This is a genomic window from Variovorax gossypii (assembly GCF_003965815.1).
Taxonomy (GTDB): Bacteria; Pseudomonadota; Gammaproteobacteria; order Burkholderiales; family Burkholderiaceae_C; genus Variovorax; species Variovorax gossypii.
Genome location: NZ_RXOE01000005.1, coordinates 1 through 15,527, shown reverse-complemented (window position 1 = coordinate 15,527; position 15,527 = coordinate 1). Strand labels below are relative to the sequence as shown.

At 65.2% G+C, this 15,527-nt stretch carries 18 protein-coding genes; 12 read left to right on the top strand and 6 right to left on the bottom strand.

The features are described 5' to 3' along the window. Nucleotides 1-40: 40 nt before the first annotated feature. Entirely contained in the window at nucleotides 41-295 is a 255-nt protein-coding gene (locus EJP69_RS18840) for a hypothetical protein (protein ID WP_093210036.1), read from the top strand. 95 nt (nucleotides 296-390) lie between these two features. Here EJP69_RS18840 and EJP69_RS18835 read toward each other — a convergent pair whose 3' ends face one another. Then, nucleotides 391-1,347, bottom strand: coding sequence for a LysR family transcriptional regulator (locus EJP69_RS18835; protein ID WP_093210038.1), 957 nt, complete (start codon nucleotides 1,345-1,347; stop codon nucleotides 391-393). Nucleotides 1,348-1,449: 102 nt separating this feature from the next. Between EJP69_RS18835 and EJP69_RS18830 the strand changes: the two genes are divergently transcribed. The 8 genes from EJP69_RS18830 (at nucleotide 1,450) to EJP69_RS18795 (ending at nucleotide 9,945) form a co-directional block, all read left to right on the top strand. Next, nucleotides 1,450-2,379, top strand: a complete 930-nt coding sequence (locus tag EJP69_RS18830; protein WP_093210039.1) for a ketopantoate reductase family protein — start codon at nucleotides 1,450-1,452, stop codon at nucleotides 2,377-2,379. Next, nucleotides 2,376-2,768 (top strand): VOC family protein, encoded by a 393-nt coding sequence (locus tag EJP69_RS18825; protein ID WP_093307871.1) that lies wholly within the window; start codon nucleotides 2,376-2,378, stop codon nucleotides 2,766-2,768. The genes EJP69_RS18830 and EJP69_RS18825 overlap by 4 nt, the downstream gene beginning before the upstream one ends. 26 nt (nucleotides 2,769-2,794) lie before the next feature. Beyond that, nucleotides 2,795-3,256, top strand: coding sequence for a MaoC family dehydratase (locus EJP69_RS18820; RefSeq protein WP_093210042.1), 462 nt, complete (start codon nucleotides 2,795-2,797; stop codon nucleotides 3,254-3,256). After that, nucleotides 3,253-4,482, top strand: a complete 1,230-nt coding sequence (locus tag EJP69_RS18815) for a CaiB/BaiF CoA transferase family protein (protein WP_093210044.1) — start codon at nucleotides 3,253-3,255, stop codon at nucleotides 4,480-4,482. The genes EJP69_RS18820 and EJP69_RS18815 overlap by 4 nt, the downstream gene beginning before the upstream one ends. A 13-nt stretch (nucleotides 4,483-4,495) precedes the next feature. Continuing rightward, a complete protein-coding gene (aroE, locus tag EJP69_RS18810; RefSeq protein ID WP_093210045.1) occupies nucleotides 4,496-5,317 on the top strand; it encodes a shikimate dehydrogenase in 822 nt (273 codons plus the stop codon). A 25-nt stretch (nucleotides 5,318-5,342) separates the two neighbouring features. After that, a complete protein-coding gene (gene aroQ, locus EJP69_RS18805) occupies nucleotides 5,343-5,786 on the top strand; it encodes a type II 3-dehydroquinate dehydratase (protein ID WP_093210047.1) in 444 nt (147 codons plus the stop codon). A 552-nt stretch (nucleotides 5,787-6,338) separates the two neighbouring features. Beyond that, nucleotides 6,339-8,552, top strand: coding sequence for a LamG-like jellyroll fold domain-containing protein (locus tag EJP69_RS18800; RefSeq protein ID WP_093210049.1), 2,214 nt, complete (start codon nucleotides 6,339-6,341; stop codon nucleotides 8,550-8,552). Between the two features lie 109 nt (nucleotides 8,553-8,661). Continuing rightward, entirely contained in the window at nucleotides 8,662-9,945 is a 1,284-nt protein-coding gene (locus EJP69_RS18795) for a hypothetical protein (RefSeq protein WP_240652203.1), read from the top strand. A gap of 115 nt (nucleotides 9,946-10,060) precedes the next feature. Here EJP69_RS18795 and EJP69_RS18790 read toward each other — a convergent pair whose 3' ends face one another. Both EJP69_RS18790 and EJP69_RS18785 read right to left on the bottom strand, forming a co-directional pair. Further along, a complete protein-coding gene (locus tag EJP69_RS18790) occupies nucleotides 10,061-10,381 on the bottom strand; it encodes an antibiotic biosynthesis monooxygenase family protein (protein ID WP_093210052.1) in 321 nt (106 codons plus the stop codon). Nucleotides 10,382-10,399: 18 nt separating this feature from the next. Continuing rightward, on the bottom strand, nucleotides 10,400-11,272 hold the full coding sequence (locus tag EJP69_RS18785; protein ID WP_093210054.1) for an alpha/beta fold hydrolase: 873 nt from the start codon (nucleotides 11,270-11,272) through the stop codon (nucleotides 10,400-10,402). Nucleotides 11,273-11,372: 100 nt separating this feature from the next. Between EJP69_RS18785 and EJP69_RS29640 the strand changes: the two genes are divergently transcribed. Beyond that, nucleotides 11,373-11,528, top strand: coding sequence for a hypothetical protein (locus EJP69_RS29640; RefSeq protein WP_176947679.1), 156 nt, complete (start codon nucleotides 11,373-11,375; stop codon nucleotides 11,526-11,528). 401 nt (nucleotides 11,529-11,929) lie between these two features. On the opposite strand, the gene EJP69_RS29995 is transcribed toward EJP69_RS29640, so the two are convergent. Further along, entirely contained in the window at nucleotides 11,930-12,061 is a 132-nt protein-coding gene (locus EJP69_RS29995) for a hypothetical protein (protein WP_256230713.1), read from the bottom strand. A gap of 59 nt (nucleotides 12,062-12,120) precedes the next feature. Beyond that, nucleotides 12,121-13,017, bottom strand: a complete 897-nt coding sequence (locus tag EJP69_RS18780; protein WP_126472069.1) for an oxidoreductase — start codon at nucleotides 13,015-13,017, stop codon at nucleotides 12,121-12,123. 83 nt (nucleotides 13,018-13,100) lie between these two features. Here EJP69_RS18780 and EJP69_RS18775 point away from each other — a divergent pair, with 83 nt between their 5' ends. Both EJP69_RS18775 and EJP69_RS18770 read left to right on the top strand, forming a co-directional pair. Beyond that, complete coding sequence (locus tag EJP69_RS18775) at nucleotides 13,101-13,985, top strand: MurR/RpiR family transcriptional regulator (RefSeq protein WP_093210057.1); 885 nt, start codon at nucleotides 13,101-13,103, stop codon at nucleotides 13,983-13,985. Further along, nucleotides 13,985-14,845: a DMT family transporter gene (locus tag EJP69_RS18770; protein WP_093210058.1), complete on the top strand. Its 861-nt coding sequence runs from the start codon at nucleotides 13,985-13,987 to the stop codon at nucleotides 14,843-14,845. Before EJP69_RS18775 ends, EJP69_RS18770 begins: the two co-directional genes overlap by 1 nt. A gap of 309 nt (nucleotides 14,846-15,154) precedes the next feature. Here the strand turns inward: EJP69_RS18770 and EJP69_RS18765 are convergent. Then, the coding region (locus EJP69_RS18765; protein ID WP_170217166.1) for an acyl-CoA dehydrogenase C-terminal domain-containing protein at nucleotides 15,155-15,527 on the bottom strand (373 nt) is incomplete at its 5' end.

Here is a 15,527-nt window from a genome sequence, read left to right as displayed (position 1 = left end):
ACAACGACGATCAAGATCCGCCCTCGACAGCCCTAGGGAAATGACAACGCTCTACCTCGCGATGACCGAGAAGCTCTCCATGCACTGGAGAGCTCACGACAACGTCTATCCGCAGAAGTTCGTGCTACCGCCGGTGCTGCGCGACGAATACCTCGAATGCTTGAGCTGGATGACAAGCAACCGAGGCAGGACGGTCCAGATGCCCGAGAAGCACATGGGCGTGCGCATCGAGATCGACGAGAGTTCACCAGGTGTCATGGTGGCTGCGGACGGCACCGAAGTCTCGCTGCGCTGAGGACACGCGCCTCGGTTACTCCTGCCCTTGGGCCCATCCATCCAGCTCCATGCTGCCTCACTGTACCGAGCACCTCTGGCACAACCTTCGTGCAACTAGCTCCGTGGCTTGGCCTTCAAGGGCTTGGGCGCAAACAACTCCTCGCACACCGTGCGCAACCAGCGACTGGCTGGGTCTTGGTGGTATCGGACGTGCCAGTGCTGTTTGACGGTGAACGGCGGCACTCGCACCGGACAATCGTGAACCTTCAAGGTGCTCCCACCTGAGCTGGCGAGGGTTTCGCCGATATGACGCGGCACGGTCGCGATCAGGTCGGTTGTGGATACAACGGCCGCAAGGCCAAGAAACCCCGGCAGCTCCAACAGGACGCGCCGCTCGACTTTTTGCCGCTGCAGTGCGGCTTCCAGCAACTGAGCGCCGGTGCCCCCGACGATGCCGACATGGGCCTCGACCTTGTATTCGCGCAGGCCCAATCCCTTGAGGCCGATGCGAGGGTGGCGTGCATTGACGAGGCACACCCAGTCCTGTGGATAAAGAACCTGCTGGTAGAAGCCCGATTCGAGCTGGGGCACCAGGCCGATCGCGAGATCCGCCTCGCCGGATTCCAGCGCCTGGGCCGTTTGCTCGTCGATGCGCGCGGCCTCCAGGCGAACGCCGGGCGCGACCGCGCGCACATGCGCCAGCAAGCGCGGCAGCAGGGTGATGTGGCTGGCATCCGTCATGCAGATCCGAAAGCGCCGCGTGGCGACCGACGGGGCGAAGGCTTCGGCGGGCGCGGCCACGCGACGCAGCGCGGCCAGGGCTTCTCGCACCGGCACGATCAGCTCCTGTGCGCGCGGCGTGGGCTGCATGCCGGTGGTGGTGCGCACGAAAAGTTCGTCGCCCAGCTGCCGGCGCAGCCTTCCAAGCCAGTTGCTCACGGTCGGCTGGCTCTGGCCCATCGCCTCCCCGGCCCGCGTTACGCTGTTCGTGCTGTAGAGCAGGTCGAACAGGCGCAGCAGCTTGCTGCTGAGAAGGGACGCGTCGCCTTCGATGTCGTCGTCATTGTCCAAGCGGCATCTCCATTTCAAAATGAAATGTAGATCATTGCAGCCATGCCATGGGCAGCATGATCGCCGGAACCTATCGTCGGGTCATTCCGAACGAAGGCTCACATGAAGATCTACTTTCTCGGTGCCGGGGCATTGGGTTGCGCCATCGGCGGGACCCTTGCCGCAGCGGGGTCCGATGTCACATTGATCGACCCCTTCCAGGCCCACGTCGACGCGATCAACCGCGACGGCCTGCGCATGAGGGTTGGTGATTCGGAGCGCGTCGTCCGGGTCCGCGCCGCGCTCGACTGCGCGAAGCTGGAGCCTCCGGACCTCCTCATCGTGCTGGTCAAGTCCTTCCATACGCGAGCAGCCATCGAAGGCGCGCGAGACATCGCGGGCCCCCACACAGCCGTGATGTCGCTGCAGAACGGCATGGGCCATGAAGAAATCCTCTCGGAGGTGGTGGGCGCAGGGCATGTCCTCGCCGGCAAGACCTACGTCGGCGGCGTGATGCTCGGCCCTGGCCATGTCATTGCCGGCACGCAGGGCAAGCGCACCGTGATCGGCGAGATCGACGGCCGTATCAGCGAGCGCGCCAAGGCGATCGCCGCCGAGTTCGAGCGCGCCGAGCTGCCTTGTGAGGTCAGCGACAACATCCTCGGCGCGATGTGGGACAAGCTTCTGATCAACGTCGCAACCGGCGCGCTCAGCGGCATCACCGGCCAAGTCTACGGCAGTCTCTATACGGTACCGGAGATTGAAGTCACGGCCATCGCCGCGGTGACCGAGGCCATGACCGTTGCAGAGGCCGGCGGCGTGAAGCTGTCGATCAAGGCGCCGCGCGACGCCTGGCTGATGGCTGCGCAGGGGCTGCCCTACGCATTCAAGACCTCGATGCTGCAGAGCCTGGAAAAAGGCTCGATCACCGAGATTGACTTCATCAACGGCGCGGTCGTGCGCATCGGCCGGAAATACAACATACCGACACCGGTCAACCAGACGCTGGTCGCCGCGATCAAGGGCATCGAGCGCCGCATGGAGGCGAGATGACCTCACAGGTCACGCCTAAAGCCTATGTCGAGCATGTCGCCATCTGGGTGCGCGACATCCATTGGCACATCAAGTTCTTCCACGATGTGTGCGGCATGACGATGCGGGAAGTGCAGGGCACCGTCGAAGAGCCGATCCAGTACTGGACGCTCGGGGGCATGCAGTTCATGGCCAAGCCCGATTACGCCGGCCCCGAAGGGCGGCTGGGCCACCTGGGCGTGATGTGCGAAGACCTCGAGGCCGCACTGGCCGCCGCAAAGGCCTTCGGCGTCACGGAGATGCCGCAGGGCCGCAACTGGCTGCGCCTGCCCGATGGCCTGGCCGTCGAATTCATCCAGGCCAGCCCCGGGGCCGTTGCCAAGGCGCTGGCGATCGATCCCCGCGCCTGAGCCCTGCTCGAACCGGAGACCCACACATGAACACACTCACCATCGAAGACAAGTACTGGGACGACGCCGTCGTCGGCGAGGAATGCATCAGCCCGTCGTACGAAGTGACGGAAGCCCGCGTGATGGCCTACGCCGATCTCACGGGCGACCACACGCCCGTGCATACCGACGAGGCCTACGCCCGCACCACGCCTTTCGGCACCCGCGTGGCCCACGGCCTCTTCGGCCTTTCGATCGCCGACGGCCTGAAGACCAGGAGCGACATGCGCTTCGTGCCCGGCATGTCGCTGGGCTGGGAATGGAGCTTCGTCGTGCCCATCAAGCTCGGCGACACGGTGCGGGTGAGATTCCGCGTCGAGTCCAAGCGCGAATCGAAGAGCAAGCCCGGCTGGGGCATCCTGGTGCTGCCGTCCGAGCTGATCAACCAGCGCGACGAAGTCGTGCAGAAGGGCGAGCATCGCGTGATGGTGCCCAGGAGGCCGGCATGAACGCGGCGGCACGGCAGGCATTGCCGCTGGCGGGAATCCGCGTCATCGACTACAGCCACTTCCTCGCCGGGCCCTATGTGGGCCGGTGCCTGGCCGCGCTGGGCGCCGAAGTCATCAAGGTGGAGCGCCCCGGCTCCGGCGATGCGGGGCGTCAGCACGCCTGGTTCGTCGGCGACCACAGCGGCTACTTCCTGCAGCAGAACATGGGCAAGAAGGGCCTGTCGGTCAACACCAAGGACCCGCGCGGCCGTGCCCTGATGAAGAAGCTGGTCGACAGCGCCGATGTGTTCGTCGAGAACTATCGCCCCGGTGCGTTGGACAAGCTGGGCCTGGGCTATGCGGAGCTGGCCGAGACCAATCCAGGCCTCGTCTACTGCTCGATCTCCGCGTACGGCCATACGGGGCCGGACTCGCACCGCGCCGGCTTCGGTCTCATTGCCGAGGCCAAGAGCGGCATCATGCAGATGGTCGGCAATCCCGGCGAGGCGCCGCCGCTGCTGCGCATCTCGCTCGGCGACATGTACACCGGCATCCACGCCGTGGCGGCGATCAACGCCGCGCTGCTGGGCCGCGTGAGGTCGGGCCGCGGGCAGCACATCGACATGGCGCTGTACGACACGCTGGTGTCGATGCACGAATACGCGGTGCAGTGCTACACGCTGTCGGGCGGCAAGGAAGTGCCGGTGCAGACCGGCCACGACATGCCCAATTCGACCCTGTACGGCGTGTTCCGTGCACAGGACGGCGACCTGGTCATCGCCGCGCAGGTCGACGATGCATGGAAACGCTTCGCCGCCCTGGTCGAGCGCAACGGCGGACCCGCCGGCTTCGGAGGCGACACGCGCCTGCACGATGCGGCCGGGCGCAACGCGAGACGCCTGGAAATCCTCGAGGTGGTCCGCCCGTGGGTGGCGCAGCGCCCCGTGGCCGAGATCCTGGGGATGCTCGACGGCATCGACGTGCCCTGCGCCAAGGTGCAGCGCATCGACGAAGTGCTGGCCGACCCGCAGATCCAGGCGCGCGGCATGGTGGTGGAGCAGGAGCACCCGGTGCTGGGCAAGATCCGCCTGCCCAACCTGCCTTTCCGCATGTCGAGCTGCGACACCTCGATCACGCAGGTGGCGCCCGAGCTCGGCGAGCACAACGCCGAGATCGCCGCGAGCCTGGGCTACGACGCCGCCCAGATCGCCGAGATGCAGGCCGACGGCGTTCTCTACAGCGCATGAGGAGGAGGGCCGCATGAGCGATCGCTACGCCGTCATCGGCAATCCCATCGGCCACACCAAGTCGCCGCTGATCCACCGCAGCTTTGCGAAGGCGACTGGCCAGGACATCGAATACGGCGCCATCGAAGGCTCGCTCGAGCGCTTCTCGGACGACGTGCACGCGTTTCGCAAGGCGGGCGGGCTGGGCCTGAACGTGACGGCGCCGTTCAAGCTGCAGGCGCTGGCCCTGGCGACCGAGCGGCTGGAACGTGCCGAGTTGGCCGGTGCCACCAATGCGCTCAAGTTCGAGGGCGACCGCATCATTGCCGACAACTTTGACGGCGTGGGGTTGACCAGGGACATTCAGAGCAACCTGGGTTTCTCGCTGAAGGGCGCGCGCATGCTGGTCCTCGGCTCGGGCGGTGCGGTGCGCGGAGCCCTGTTGCCCTTTCTGGCACAGCAGCCGGCAGAACTGGTGCTCGCGAACCGCACCTTGTCGAAGGCGGACGATCTGGCTGCGCAGTTCGCGGTGCATGGCCCCCTGCGCGCCTGCGCCTACGCAGACCTGGCCGGGGAGCGATTCGACATCGTGATCAACGGCACCTCGGCCAGCCTGAAGGCCGAACTGCCGCCGGTGCCGGCGGAGGCCCTCCAGAACGCGACGCTCGCCTATGAACTGGCCTACGGCAAGGGCCTGACGCCCTTCTTGCGCCTGGCGCAGAACGCCGGCGTGCCCAAGCTTGCCGACGGCGTGGGCATGCTGGTCGAGCAGGCGGCGGAAGCCTTCCTGTGGTGGCGCGGCGTGAGGCCCGACACCCGTGCGGTCATCGAGCGCATGACCATCCCGCTGGCTTGAGGCCGCGACAAGAAGGAAAGATCCCATGAAGATCCTCATGCTCCACGGCATCAACCACAACATGTTCGGCAAGCGCGATCCGAAGCAGTACGGCACCACGACGCTCGCCGAGATCAACGCGAAGCTGCAGGCGCTGGGCATGGAACTCGACGCGGAGGTCGAGTGCTTCCAGACCAATAGCGAAAGCGCCATGTGCGAGCGCATCCATCAGGGTTTCGCGGATGGCGTCGACGCGGTCCTGATCAACGCCGGCGCATGGACGCACTACAGCTACGGCATCCGGGATGCGCTGGCGATCCTCACGGTACCAGTGATCGAACTGCACATGTCCAACATCCACGCGCGCGAGGAGTTCCGGCATCACTCGGTGTTCGCGGACCTCGTGAAGGGCCAGATCTGCGGCTTCGGGCTGGACAGCTACCTGCTCGCCTTGCGTGCTGCCGTGTCGGCAGTACGGGGTGCTGGCTAGCGAGACGTCCATGCCGCTTGCGAAACATGAGGCGGGCGGTTGCGAAGAACCGGGGTCGGCAGTGACCCGGGCGGGCAAGAAGACGCGGTGTCTCTGATCGCTGCATGCCCATCTTTCGATGTCATGGCGAGCGTCGTCGCTGCAACGCCGATCGCAAGAAGACGATGCCGTGGCCAGCGAAAGCATCGGCATCGCCGCGCCGTGGAGATGGCATCAACGAAAGCAAGTTGCAGTGCTTTCGGTCATTTGAAAAATGAAATTCAGTCGCTCATTTTTAGAGGCAATTCAACGCTCGTTGTCGCCTCAGTACAGGTCACACTCATGAGTCCTGCCCTGTCGTGCAGCCCGAATCCGTGGAGGCATGGCACAGGGCCGTGACATTCAATGTCGTGTCGCCGGCGTCTCATGTGACAACGAATGTCACTTCTTGCCACTGCGTGTCCCTCGCAACGTGCGCAATGCATCCATCGGTTTTACCGATTTCATTTCATCGAACCATCGAAGCGAATGGCACGCAGCTTGCGGAATCATTTATTTACAAATTTGCGATAAATGACACATTCATCGAACGACGACAAGAATGCAGCTCTGCTGGATCGCCGCACCTTCTTCATCGGCACCGCGAGCGCATTGGCCCTTGGCACGACGGCTTGCGGTGGTGGTAGCGGCGGAGGCTTTTCGCCGATAGGGGGATCCACCGCGCAGCAGACACCGGGTGCCACGCCTGATGCTGCCGCCGGTGTCGATACGCCCGCCACCCCGGCGCCCGAGCCGACCGCTCCCGAGCCTGAAGTACGCAAGATCACGCACCCCGGCCTGCTCGTCACCGAGGCCGACCTGCAGCGCATCCGGGACAAGTTGGCCGCCAATGCGGAGCCCTGGGTGGGCGGCTTGAACATGATGCTCAAGACGAACAACACCAACCTCGATGCGAAGCCGCGCCCCCTGGCGTTGGTAACGCGAGGCGTCGATGGCGAGAACTACTGGCAGATGGTCGGCGACATGGTGCGCGCCCTTCACCTCGCATTGCGCTGGAAGATCTCCAACGACGAGAGCTATGCGAAGAAGGCGGTGGAGTTCCTCAACGCGTGGTCGTCGACCTTGACCGAGCTGGGCGGCAACTCCAACGTCTTCCTCGCCTCGGGCCTCTACGGCAACCAGTGGGCCAACGCCGCGGAACTGATGCGGACCTACTCCGGCTGGGCGAAGGAAGACGTCGCGCGCTTCCAGACCATGCTGTTGAACGTGTTCTATCCGAAGGCCCACGACTTCCTGGTCAACCACAACGGCACGGAGACCAGAAAGGTCACCCACTACTGGGCCAACTGGGACCTGGCCAACATTTGCGCCGTCTACGCGATCGGCGTGTTCTGCGACCGGCCCGACCTGGTCGCCGAAGCGAGCAACTATTACAAGAGCGGCCGCGGCTGCGGCGCGAGTGCCAACAACGTCTACTACGTGCATCCCGGTTACCTGGGGCAGTGGCAGGAGAGCCATCGCGACCAGGGCCACTCGACCCTCGGCATCTCGCTGGCGGGGATGCTGTGCCAGATGGCCTGGAACCAGGGCGAGGACCTCTTCGGCTACTGGAACAACCGGCTGCTGGCCGGTGCAGAGTACGTGGCCAAGACGAACCTCGCGGATGCCAACGGCAACGCGCTGTACACGATGCCGTTCGCTCCTTACGAGGGTGTCCATGGAGCGGGGACCGCTGCCGCGGGCACGAACAGCCTGCGACCCAACTGGGACCTCATCTACAGCCACTATGTGAGCCGCAAGGGACTCTCGGCCCCCTGGACCAAGGCGATGCTCGACAAGATCCGGCCCGAGCGCGTCGATGGCGGCGACCAGCCCGGCATCGGCACGCTGCTCTATGCGCGCGATCCGGTTCCCGCCGCCAGGCCCAGCGGTCTGAGCGCATTCCTGAACGAGGGAAAGGTGCAGCTGTCGTGGTGGGGCACCGCAGGCGCTTCCCAGTACCTCGTGCAGCGGGCAGCTTCGCTGAACGGTCCGTTCACGACCCTCGCGCCGGTCACCGAACCGCGCACCTACACCGACGACCCCGACCAGGGCACCTGGTACTACCGGATCGATGCGGTGACCGACGCCGGGGAGATGACCGGCGCAGATACCCTGCGCGTGGCAGTCCCGGGCGAGCTGTGGCTGCACCTGCCGCTCAACGGCGATGCCAACGACGCCAGCGGCCGCGGCCTGCATGCGCAATTGACGGGCGGCACGAGTTGGGGTGAAGGACGCAATGGCGGAAGCGCCGTGCAGCTTGATGGCCGCAGCGGTCACGTCCAGTTGCCAGACGGGGCTGTGTCGGCCTTGGGCGATTTCACTATCGCTGTGTGGGTCTATTGGGATACCGCGTCGGTCATCGCGCGCGTTTTCGACTTCGGTTCCAACGACGTGGCCTACATGATCCTGATCCTTCGCGACGGCAACAAACAGCTGCGTTTCTCAGGTTCTCGCAATCAGTTCTGGAAGGAAGAGTCGGTGGCCGGCGGAGAGACACCCACCGGGCGCTGGGTGCACCTGGCGGTCACGCTCTCGGGCACCGTGGGCACGCTCTACATGGACGGCGCGCAGGTGGCCACCGCGGACGGCATTTGGATCAATCCTTTCCAGCTGGGCAACACCACCCGGACCTGGCTGGGCCGCTCCCAGTACGGCGGCGATCCGTACTTCAAGGGGCGCATGCAGGACTTCCGCATCTACAGCGGTGCGAAGGACGCGGCCTTCATCGCGGACCTCGCACGCTGAGTGCCATCGGGGCATCAGCGCTGTCCGGACCACCCTGAACCCGAACCGGCGCGCGCATGCACAGGCGCGCCGGTGTTTGTTTGACTTCGACCTCTCTCGGACCTCTCTCATGGACATTCTTTCTCGGCGATGCGTTTCCGCGCTGATGGCCTCTTTGCTGCTCTTCGGTTGTGGCGGAGGAGGTGGCGGCGGCGGAGGTACCGGCATTCCGCTGGTTGGCAACCCGACGGGCCAGGCCGGCACCGGCGGTCAATTCGATGCTGGCCAGAACAACGGCGACCAAACGGCCGGCAACACCTCCGGTAGCGGGACCCAGGGCGGAACCGGTGGCAGCGCGCCTGTGCCGGCCACCGTCGCCATGGCCAACAAGCTTGGCAAACCCTCGCGTGTGCTGGTCGGGCTGGGCGCGACCTCCATCGACGACATGAAGAGCCAGGACATCCATCCCGACATCGTCGAGCGCTATCTGGTGGGTGTCGGCCCGGGGTCCTGGCCTACGTGGAACAGCCCCGATGGGGCCTATGTCACCTTCACCGCGCAGGCTGCCGACGCCTATGGTGCAGTTCCCATGTTCACGCTCTACCAGATGACCGCGAACGGCGAGGGCAATCTCAGCGGCATCAGCGATGCGACCTTCATGAGCAAGTACTGGGGGCAGGTCCGGCTGATGTACCAGCGCATCGCGGAGCTGGACAAGCCTGCCCTGGTTAATGTGGAGCCGGACTTCTGGGGCTTCGCCGCGTCGCAGGCGCCTGGCCGCGATCTGACGAAGATGGCCGCCGCAGTGAGCGGCCAGCCCGAATGCGCCACGCTGCCCGACACCGTCGCGGGCCTTGGCCAGTGCTTCGTGCAGATGGGCCGCAAGGTCGCGCCGAAGGCGCTGATCGGGTTTCCGCCCGCCTTCTGGAACGGCACGCCCGTCGAAGTCGCCGCGATGATGCGTGCTGCCGGCGCGAACCAGGCAGACTTCATCGTCGCCCAGACCAGCGACCGCGATGCGGGCTGCCGCGAAGCTGCATCGCCCCCCCCGGAGTGCCAGAACGGAAGCGCCCCGTTCTACTGGGACGCAAGCAACAAGACCAGTCCGAACTTCCACGACAACCAGAAGCAGTATTCGGACTACCGCACGGCGCTCGGCAACGGCCTTCCGATCCTGTGGTGGCAGACGCCGATGGGCGTGCCCTCCGACACGCCCGGCGGCACCGACCAGCACTACCGCGACAACCACGTCGACTACATGCTGACCAACACCCAGGAGTACGGCGACATGCACACCATCGGGATCGTTTTCAGCGCGGGAGCGGGCAGCCAGACCTCGATCAGCACGGACGGAGGCCAGTTCGCGCGCCTCTCGGCGCAGTACCTCGCGCGAGGCGGCGCCGCGTTGAAGTAGCGGTCATGTGCCTTCGCTACCGCGCGGACGCCCCCCATCGACGGGGATGACCGCGCCGGTCATATAGCTGGAAGACGCCGCGCAAGTACGCCTGCCGATGGATCGAGTGGCCCGCTCAGTTTTTCCGATCCAGCACGATGCGATGGATCTGGATCTTCTCGGGCAGCTCGATCAAGAGCTCCTTGTCCCGCGGCAGGTGGTGAACCGCCTGCGGGTCGCCTTTCGTGAACGCGGTCATCGAATCCATGTCCGCCCAATAGGAGATTGTCGTGAACCAGGTTTCGTCTTCCCGGTCCTCCCGCAGGAGCTGGACGCCGAGCGCTGTCTTTTCCAAGGGCGGCACGCCTTCGGCCAGGTTGTAGGCTTCGTATTCGTCGGCGACCTCCGGCCGCGTGCGGCCTCGCCATATGCGTGCGATGGTGGGCTTGGTGGTCATGATGGTTTGGGTTCTCCGTCAACGCAGGGTTCGGGAAAGGAAGTCCTGCACCAGGGCAAGCGCTTCTTCGAAGTGCGTCTCCAGCAGCCAGTGGCCGGCATCCGGGAGGATGTGGAGTTCCGCACCGGGCAGGTCGCGCAGGTAGGCTTGTGCCGCCGCTCGCGGCATGTAGCCGTCCTGCGGGCCCCATACGATCAGCGTCGGGGGCCGGTGCTCGCGAAGGTAGGCCTGGTACCGGGGGAACCAGCCGAGATTGGCCTCCAGCCCCTCCATCAAGCCGACCGCAATGCGGGTCCGCGCCGGCGTGTTCATCAGCGGCCAGTGCAGCTTCCAGAGATCGGGCGGGATGCGGGCCGCCACCTCTTCGGATACCTCGCCCACGAACTCGTCCCGGAATCCTTTCTCACTCACTGCCTCGACCAGCGGCTTGTGCGTGTCAGGTGTTTTCTCGGCCCAGTAGGCCTTGATGTTCTTGTATTTTGGCCCGAGCGCATCTTCATAGATATCGCCGTTCTGGATGATGAGCGCGGAAATCGCCTCGGGTCGCTGGATCGCATGACGCAGGCCGATCTGCGAACCGTAGTCATGGAGCCATAGCGCGTAGCGCTTCAATCCGAAGCTGTCGACAACCCCCGCAAGGATCGACGCATAGGCATCGAAGTCGTAGCCGAACTCGGACGGCTCCGGGGTATCGCTCAAGCCGAAGCCCGGCCAGTCGACGGCGATGGTGCGCCAACGGTAGGCGAGCGCCGGCATCAGTCGGCGAAACTGGAACGACGAACAGGGATAGCCGTGCGGCAGAAGGAGTACGGGCGCATCTCGCGGCCCGGCTTCCCGAACGAAGAGGTCGATGCCGGCGATGGTCCGTATCCGGTGGGTCGTGGCGAGCATGGCGGTGCAGTCTCCTCGCACTGGTTGCTGCTGCTGGTTGCGCGATCCTGCGCATGAGCATCGCTATATCCATGGCACGCCCTGCGTAGGACGACTTTGCATGCCTGTGAAGGAACACCGAGTCCATGGATCGAAGCGGAATCCACTCGCGCATGGTTTTTCTGCACAGCAGTGCCGCGGCGAAGAAGCGCGTCAAGGCCAGCGGGCAGACGCGAAAGACAAGCAGCAGGTCGAACCCAAAGGCGTCATCGATTGACGACTGTCGCTCGCGGCAGGGCGCGCTCACGGAAGCGGTCTACTCATCCGAATAGAACCAGACATTGCGGATAAGCCTATCGCACACTTCATAGAGTGCGATGCCTTCAACCTCCGACTCGCGGATGCCGGTGATCCGTTCGTGATCCACCACCTTGTTACCGACGACCATGCGTTGAAGGGGGGCGGATATTCCGAAGTTGAATTTCAGGCGCTCAATTCCAGAGGCAATTCGATGAGCGTTGCCGCCTCTGTGCGTGTCATCGCGGCGATGCCGTACGCCTCATGGTCAATAGGTGATGCAGATAGATCGATCCTGGCGGCAGGACCAGCCACCAAGCTGGACACTTTCAAAGGTGTCCGGCCTTTTCTCCTTTAGAGAGGGCCATTCGCTGGCGGCCTTCAGCGTACCAGGTCCTGAAAGCGGTAGTAGGCGCCCACGATGGGAAGAAACCACGGCTCGCCGAAATGGCCGGGGATCGCCGGCCAGTCGAAGTCGCGCCATGGATTGAGGTCCGCTCGGCCGCCGCTCAAGTTCGCCCGAGCGCCTCCAGGTGCCTTCTGAGCCCATGGCGATGTCCGTCGGCCGGGAATCAACCAGGGCCGTCGCTCGCAGCCGCGAGGAGCGGCACCAGAACGTCGCTGATGGGTGTGGGAATGCCGTGAGCCCGGCCGCGACGTGAGACCACACTGTTGCGAACGTCCCATTCGAGCGGCCTGCAGGCTTCGCGATCCGTGAGGATGGATGTGCCCATGTCGGCGGGAGACGCCTGGAACTTGTCGAGGATCGCCTGTGGTACTTCGTCGCCAAGTTCGGCGCCCTCGGCACGGGCCACCGCCAGGCACTCCTGCAGATAGCCCAGGGCAAGCCTGGAGATGTCGGGGCGGCCGAACATGCCCGAGCGACGATGCGTGAGCGCCATGAGTCCGGCCGCCGCGTTCTGCAGCAGCTTGCGCCAGGCCAGGGATTCGAAATTGCCTGCCAGCTCGACGAAACAGCGGGTGCCTTGCAGCGCCTCGGCGATCGCGCGGGACTCCGGCGTGTCCGGCAGGCTGAGGCGAGCGTCGCCACGCAGGCGCACTGAGCCGTTGGGCTGCGCCTGCGCAGGAAACCACACGATGGCGGGCACGATCCGCCCCCTTCGGCAATGTGGAGCGACCTTGTCCAACTGCTCGACGCCGTTTTGCAGAACGCACACGACGGTTTCGGGGCCGGTCAACGCACCAAGCCATGCTGCGGCTGCCTCGATCTGTGTCGCCTTGACGGCGAGAAAGACGATATCGACCGGGCGATCGAACTGGGTGGGATCGGTCCGGACCGGACCGGCAATGGTGATGAGGCGATCGCCATCGTGCAGCGCCAGATGATCGCGGGACGTGCGGCCGCACAGCAACGGCGTGCGGTCGATCTCGTGCAGCAGCGCCGCGATCGTGGTGCCGATGGCACCCGGACCCACGATGGCCACGGATGGACTGCTTTCTGGACTCATGCAACGGGACTCCTGCGACTTGTTGCAGAGCACCTGCTCACGCGAGGTTGTCTGCTCTGAATGAGGTGTGTAATATATTCCAAATGAAAGATGAAATTGGTAATGGAGTTTCTTCCGATGAAGGGCGGCTCGGGCAATGGATAGGGAGCATCCAGGCCCGTTGCGGCGATCTGGCCGCCAGCGAAGCGAAGGTCGTGGCTCTGCTGCTCGCTGACCCCTTGTTCGTCGGCGCCAGCACGACCGCGCAGGTTGCCGCTCGTGCCGGCGTTTCGCCACCGAGCGTGGTCCGCGCCGCGCGTGCGATCGGGTTCACCGGGTTCACCGAACTCAAGATCGAGATCGCTCGTGCCCGAGGCACGACCCGGTTCTTCGCGCCTCCCGAAGTGCTTGCTGCGGATGCGACATCGGCCGCGGTGCTCGAAACGTCCATCCGCGCAGGCACCGACGCACTGACCGCGCTCGGCGGGGCCGTTGAACTCCCTGCGCTCGACGAAGCGGTCCGCTCGATCCAGTCGGCGCGACAGGTCATCGCATTCGGTGCCGGCCCGTCGGCGGCAGTCGCCGCCGACGCGGTCTTCCGTCTGCGCGCGGTCGGCGTGACGACCATCGGCATCCCGGACTACTTGTCGGCGATGATCGCGACGCGCCTCCTGGACACCGGCGATGTCGTGATCGCCGTCAGTTCGACCGGACGCACTTCAACCACGCTCGCCATCGCCGATGCAGCGTTGGCCGCCGGGGCCTCGCTCATTGCCATCACCAATCAGTACGGCACACCACTGGCCACCCTCGCGGATACCGCGCTGGTCGTCGGCGGTGCACCACTGCCGGCGCAGATGGCCGCAGCAGGGAGCCGGCTGGCCCAACTCGTCGTGATCGACGCGCTGGTCGCGACGCTCGCCCTGCGCGATCCGGAGCGCAGCCGACGCGCAGAGCGCGCAGGCATCGACCTGCCCGACATCTGCTGATGCACCCCGGCACCGTGGCGCTCGTCCTCGCCGCGGCGGCAGCCCATGCGCTGTGGAACATCGCCTCGAAATACAAGCGCGGAGACACCCTTCTTTTCGTCTGGGCCTATACCTGCGCCTCGGCGCTGCTGTGCGTGCCGATCGGCATGGCCTTCATGGTCACGGGGCAGCAGGCGATCGATTGGCGGCTCGCGGTGGGTTCCGCCGTTTCGGCCGCATTGCACATCGCATACTCCCTGACGTTGCAGGCCGGCTACGACCGCGCGGAGCTGGGCGTGGTCTATTCGGTCGCCCGCGGCACGGGTCCCGTGCTGACGATGCTGTTCGCGGTTCTCCTGTTGGGGGAACGGCTCACCGCGGTCGCGATGCTCGGAGCGTTGCTCATCGTCGCGGGCATCCTCGTCGTTGTCGGCAATCTGTTCAGAAGCGGCAGCGGCCGTCCCGTGCCGGGGATCCTCTGGGGGGGCGCGACAGGTGCCACCATCGCCACATACACCCTCTGGGACAGCTACTCGGTCACCTCGTGGCACTTGGCGCCCGTGAGCTACTACGCAGGCACACTCCTGTTGCAAGGCCTGATCCTGACACCCATCGCGCTGCTGCGGCGGCATCGGATCCCCGGTGTCCTTCGCGCTGACGCCGTGCCGATCCTCATCGTGGCCGTGTTGTCCCCGCTGGCCTACATCCTCGTTCTCACGGCCATGCTGAGTGCGCCGGTGGCTCTGATCGCGCCCCTGCGCGAGTCATCCATCGTCATCGGCGCTTTCCTCGCGTGCTGGCTCTTTCGTGAGGACCATCTCGCACGCCGCATTGCTGGGGGAGTGATCGTGCTGGTGGGAATCGCGGCCATCAGTCTCTGATATTTCGTCGGGCCGGCACTACCGATTCGATCTGCTACGACAAGCCATGTCCGCTCGCCTCCGGCAATGTGAAGCCAAGCGCGGGAACCTCCTGAGGAAAGTCGTGATGCAAAGCGAGCGCACGTCTTGCGTCGGTTGCCTGCGTCGGGCCAGCGGACGTGTCCGATGGCCGGGTGTTCGGTCCGATGTTGTCGTTCGATATGTCGCGCAGGCTTCGCCAGAGGGCGCCAATGCTCAGCGGCCGTTGCCAGTACGGGAGAGCCGCCGGCTTGACGTCGTCGCGCGAGGGGGAGGGCGCTGGTCCTTGCTTCAGAAGGATTCGAGCGCCAGCGCGGTCACGCTCTCCGCGCCGTCGACGATGCTGTCGCGGATGCCCGGCACCTTGTTGAGGATGTGCTCGGCATAGAAGCGCGCGGTGGCGATCTTGGCCAGCATGAAGTCGGTGTCGAAGCTGCGCGAGGCGAGGTCCTGCGCAATGATCAGCGAGCGCGCCAGCTGCCAGCCGGCCACGAGATTGCCCGCGAGCATCAGGTAGGGCACGCTGCCCGCGAACACGGCGTTGGGCGAGGCCTTGGTCTGTCCCGCCACGAAATCGACCACCTCGACGAAGGCAACGCGCGCGGCCTTCAGGCGCTTGAGCACGGCCGCGGCAGCGGGGTTGTCGCTCTTGGCCAGCTCGGCC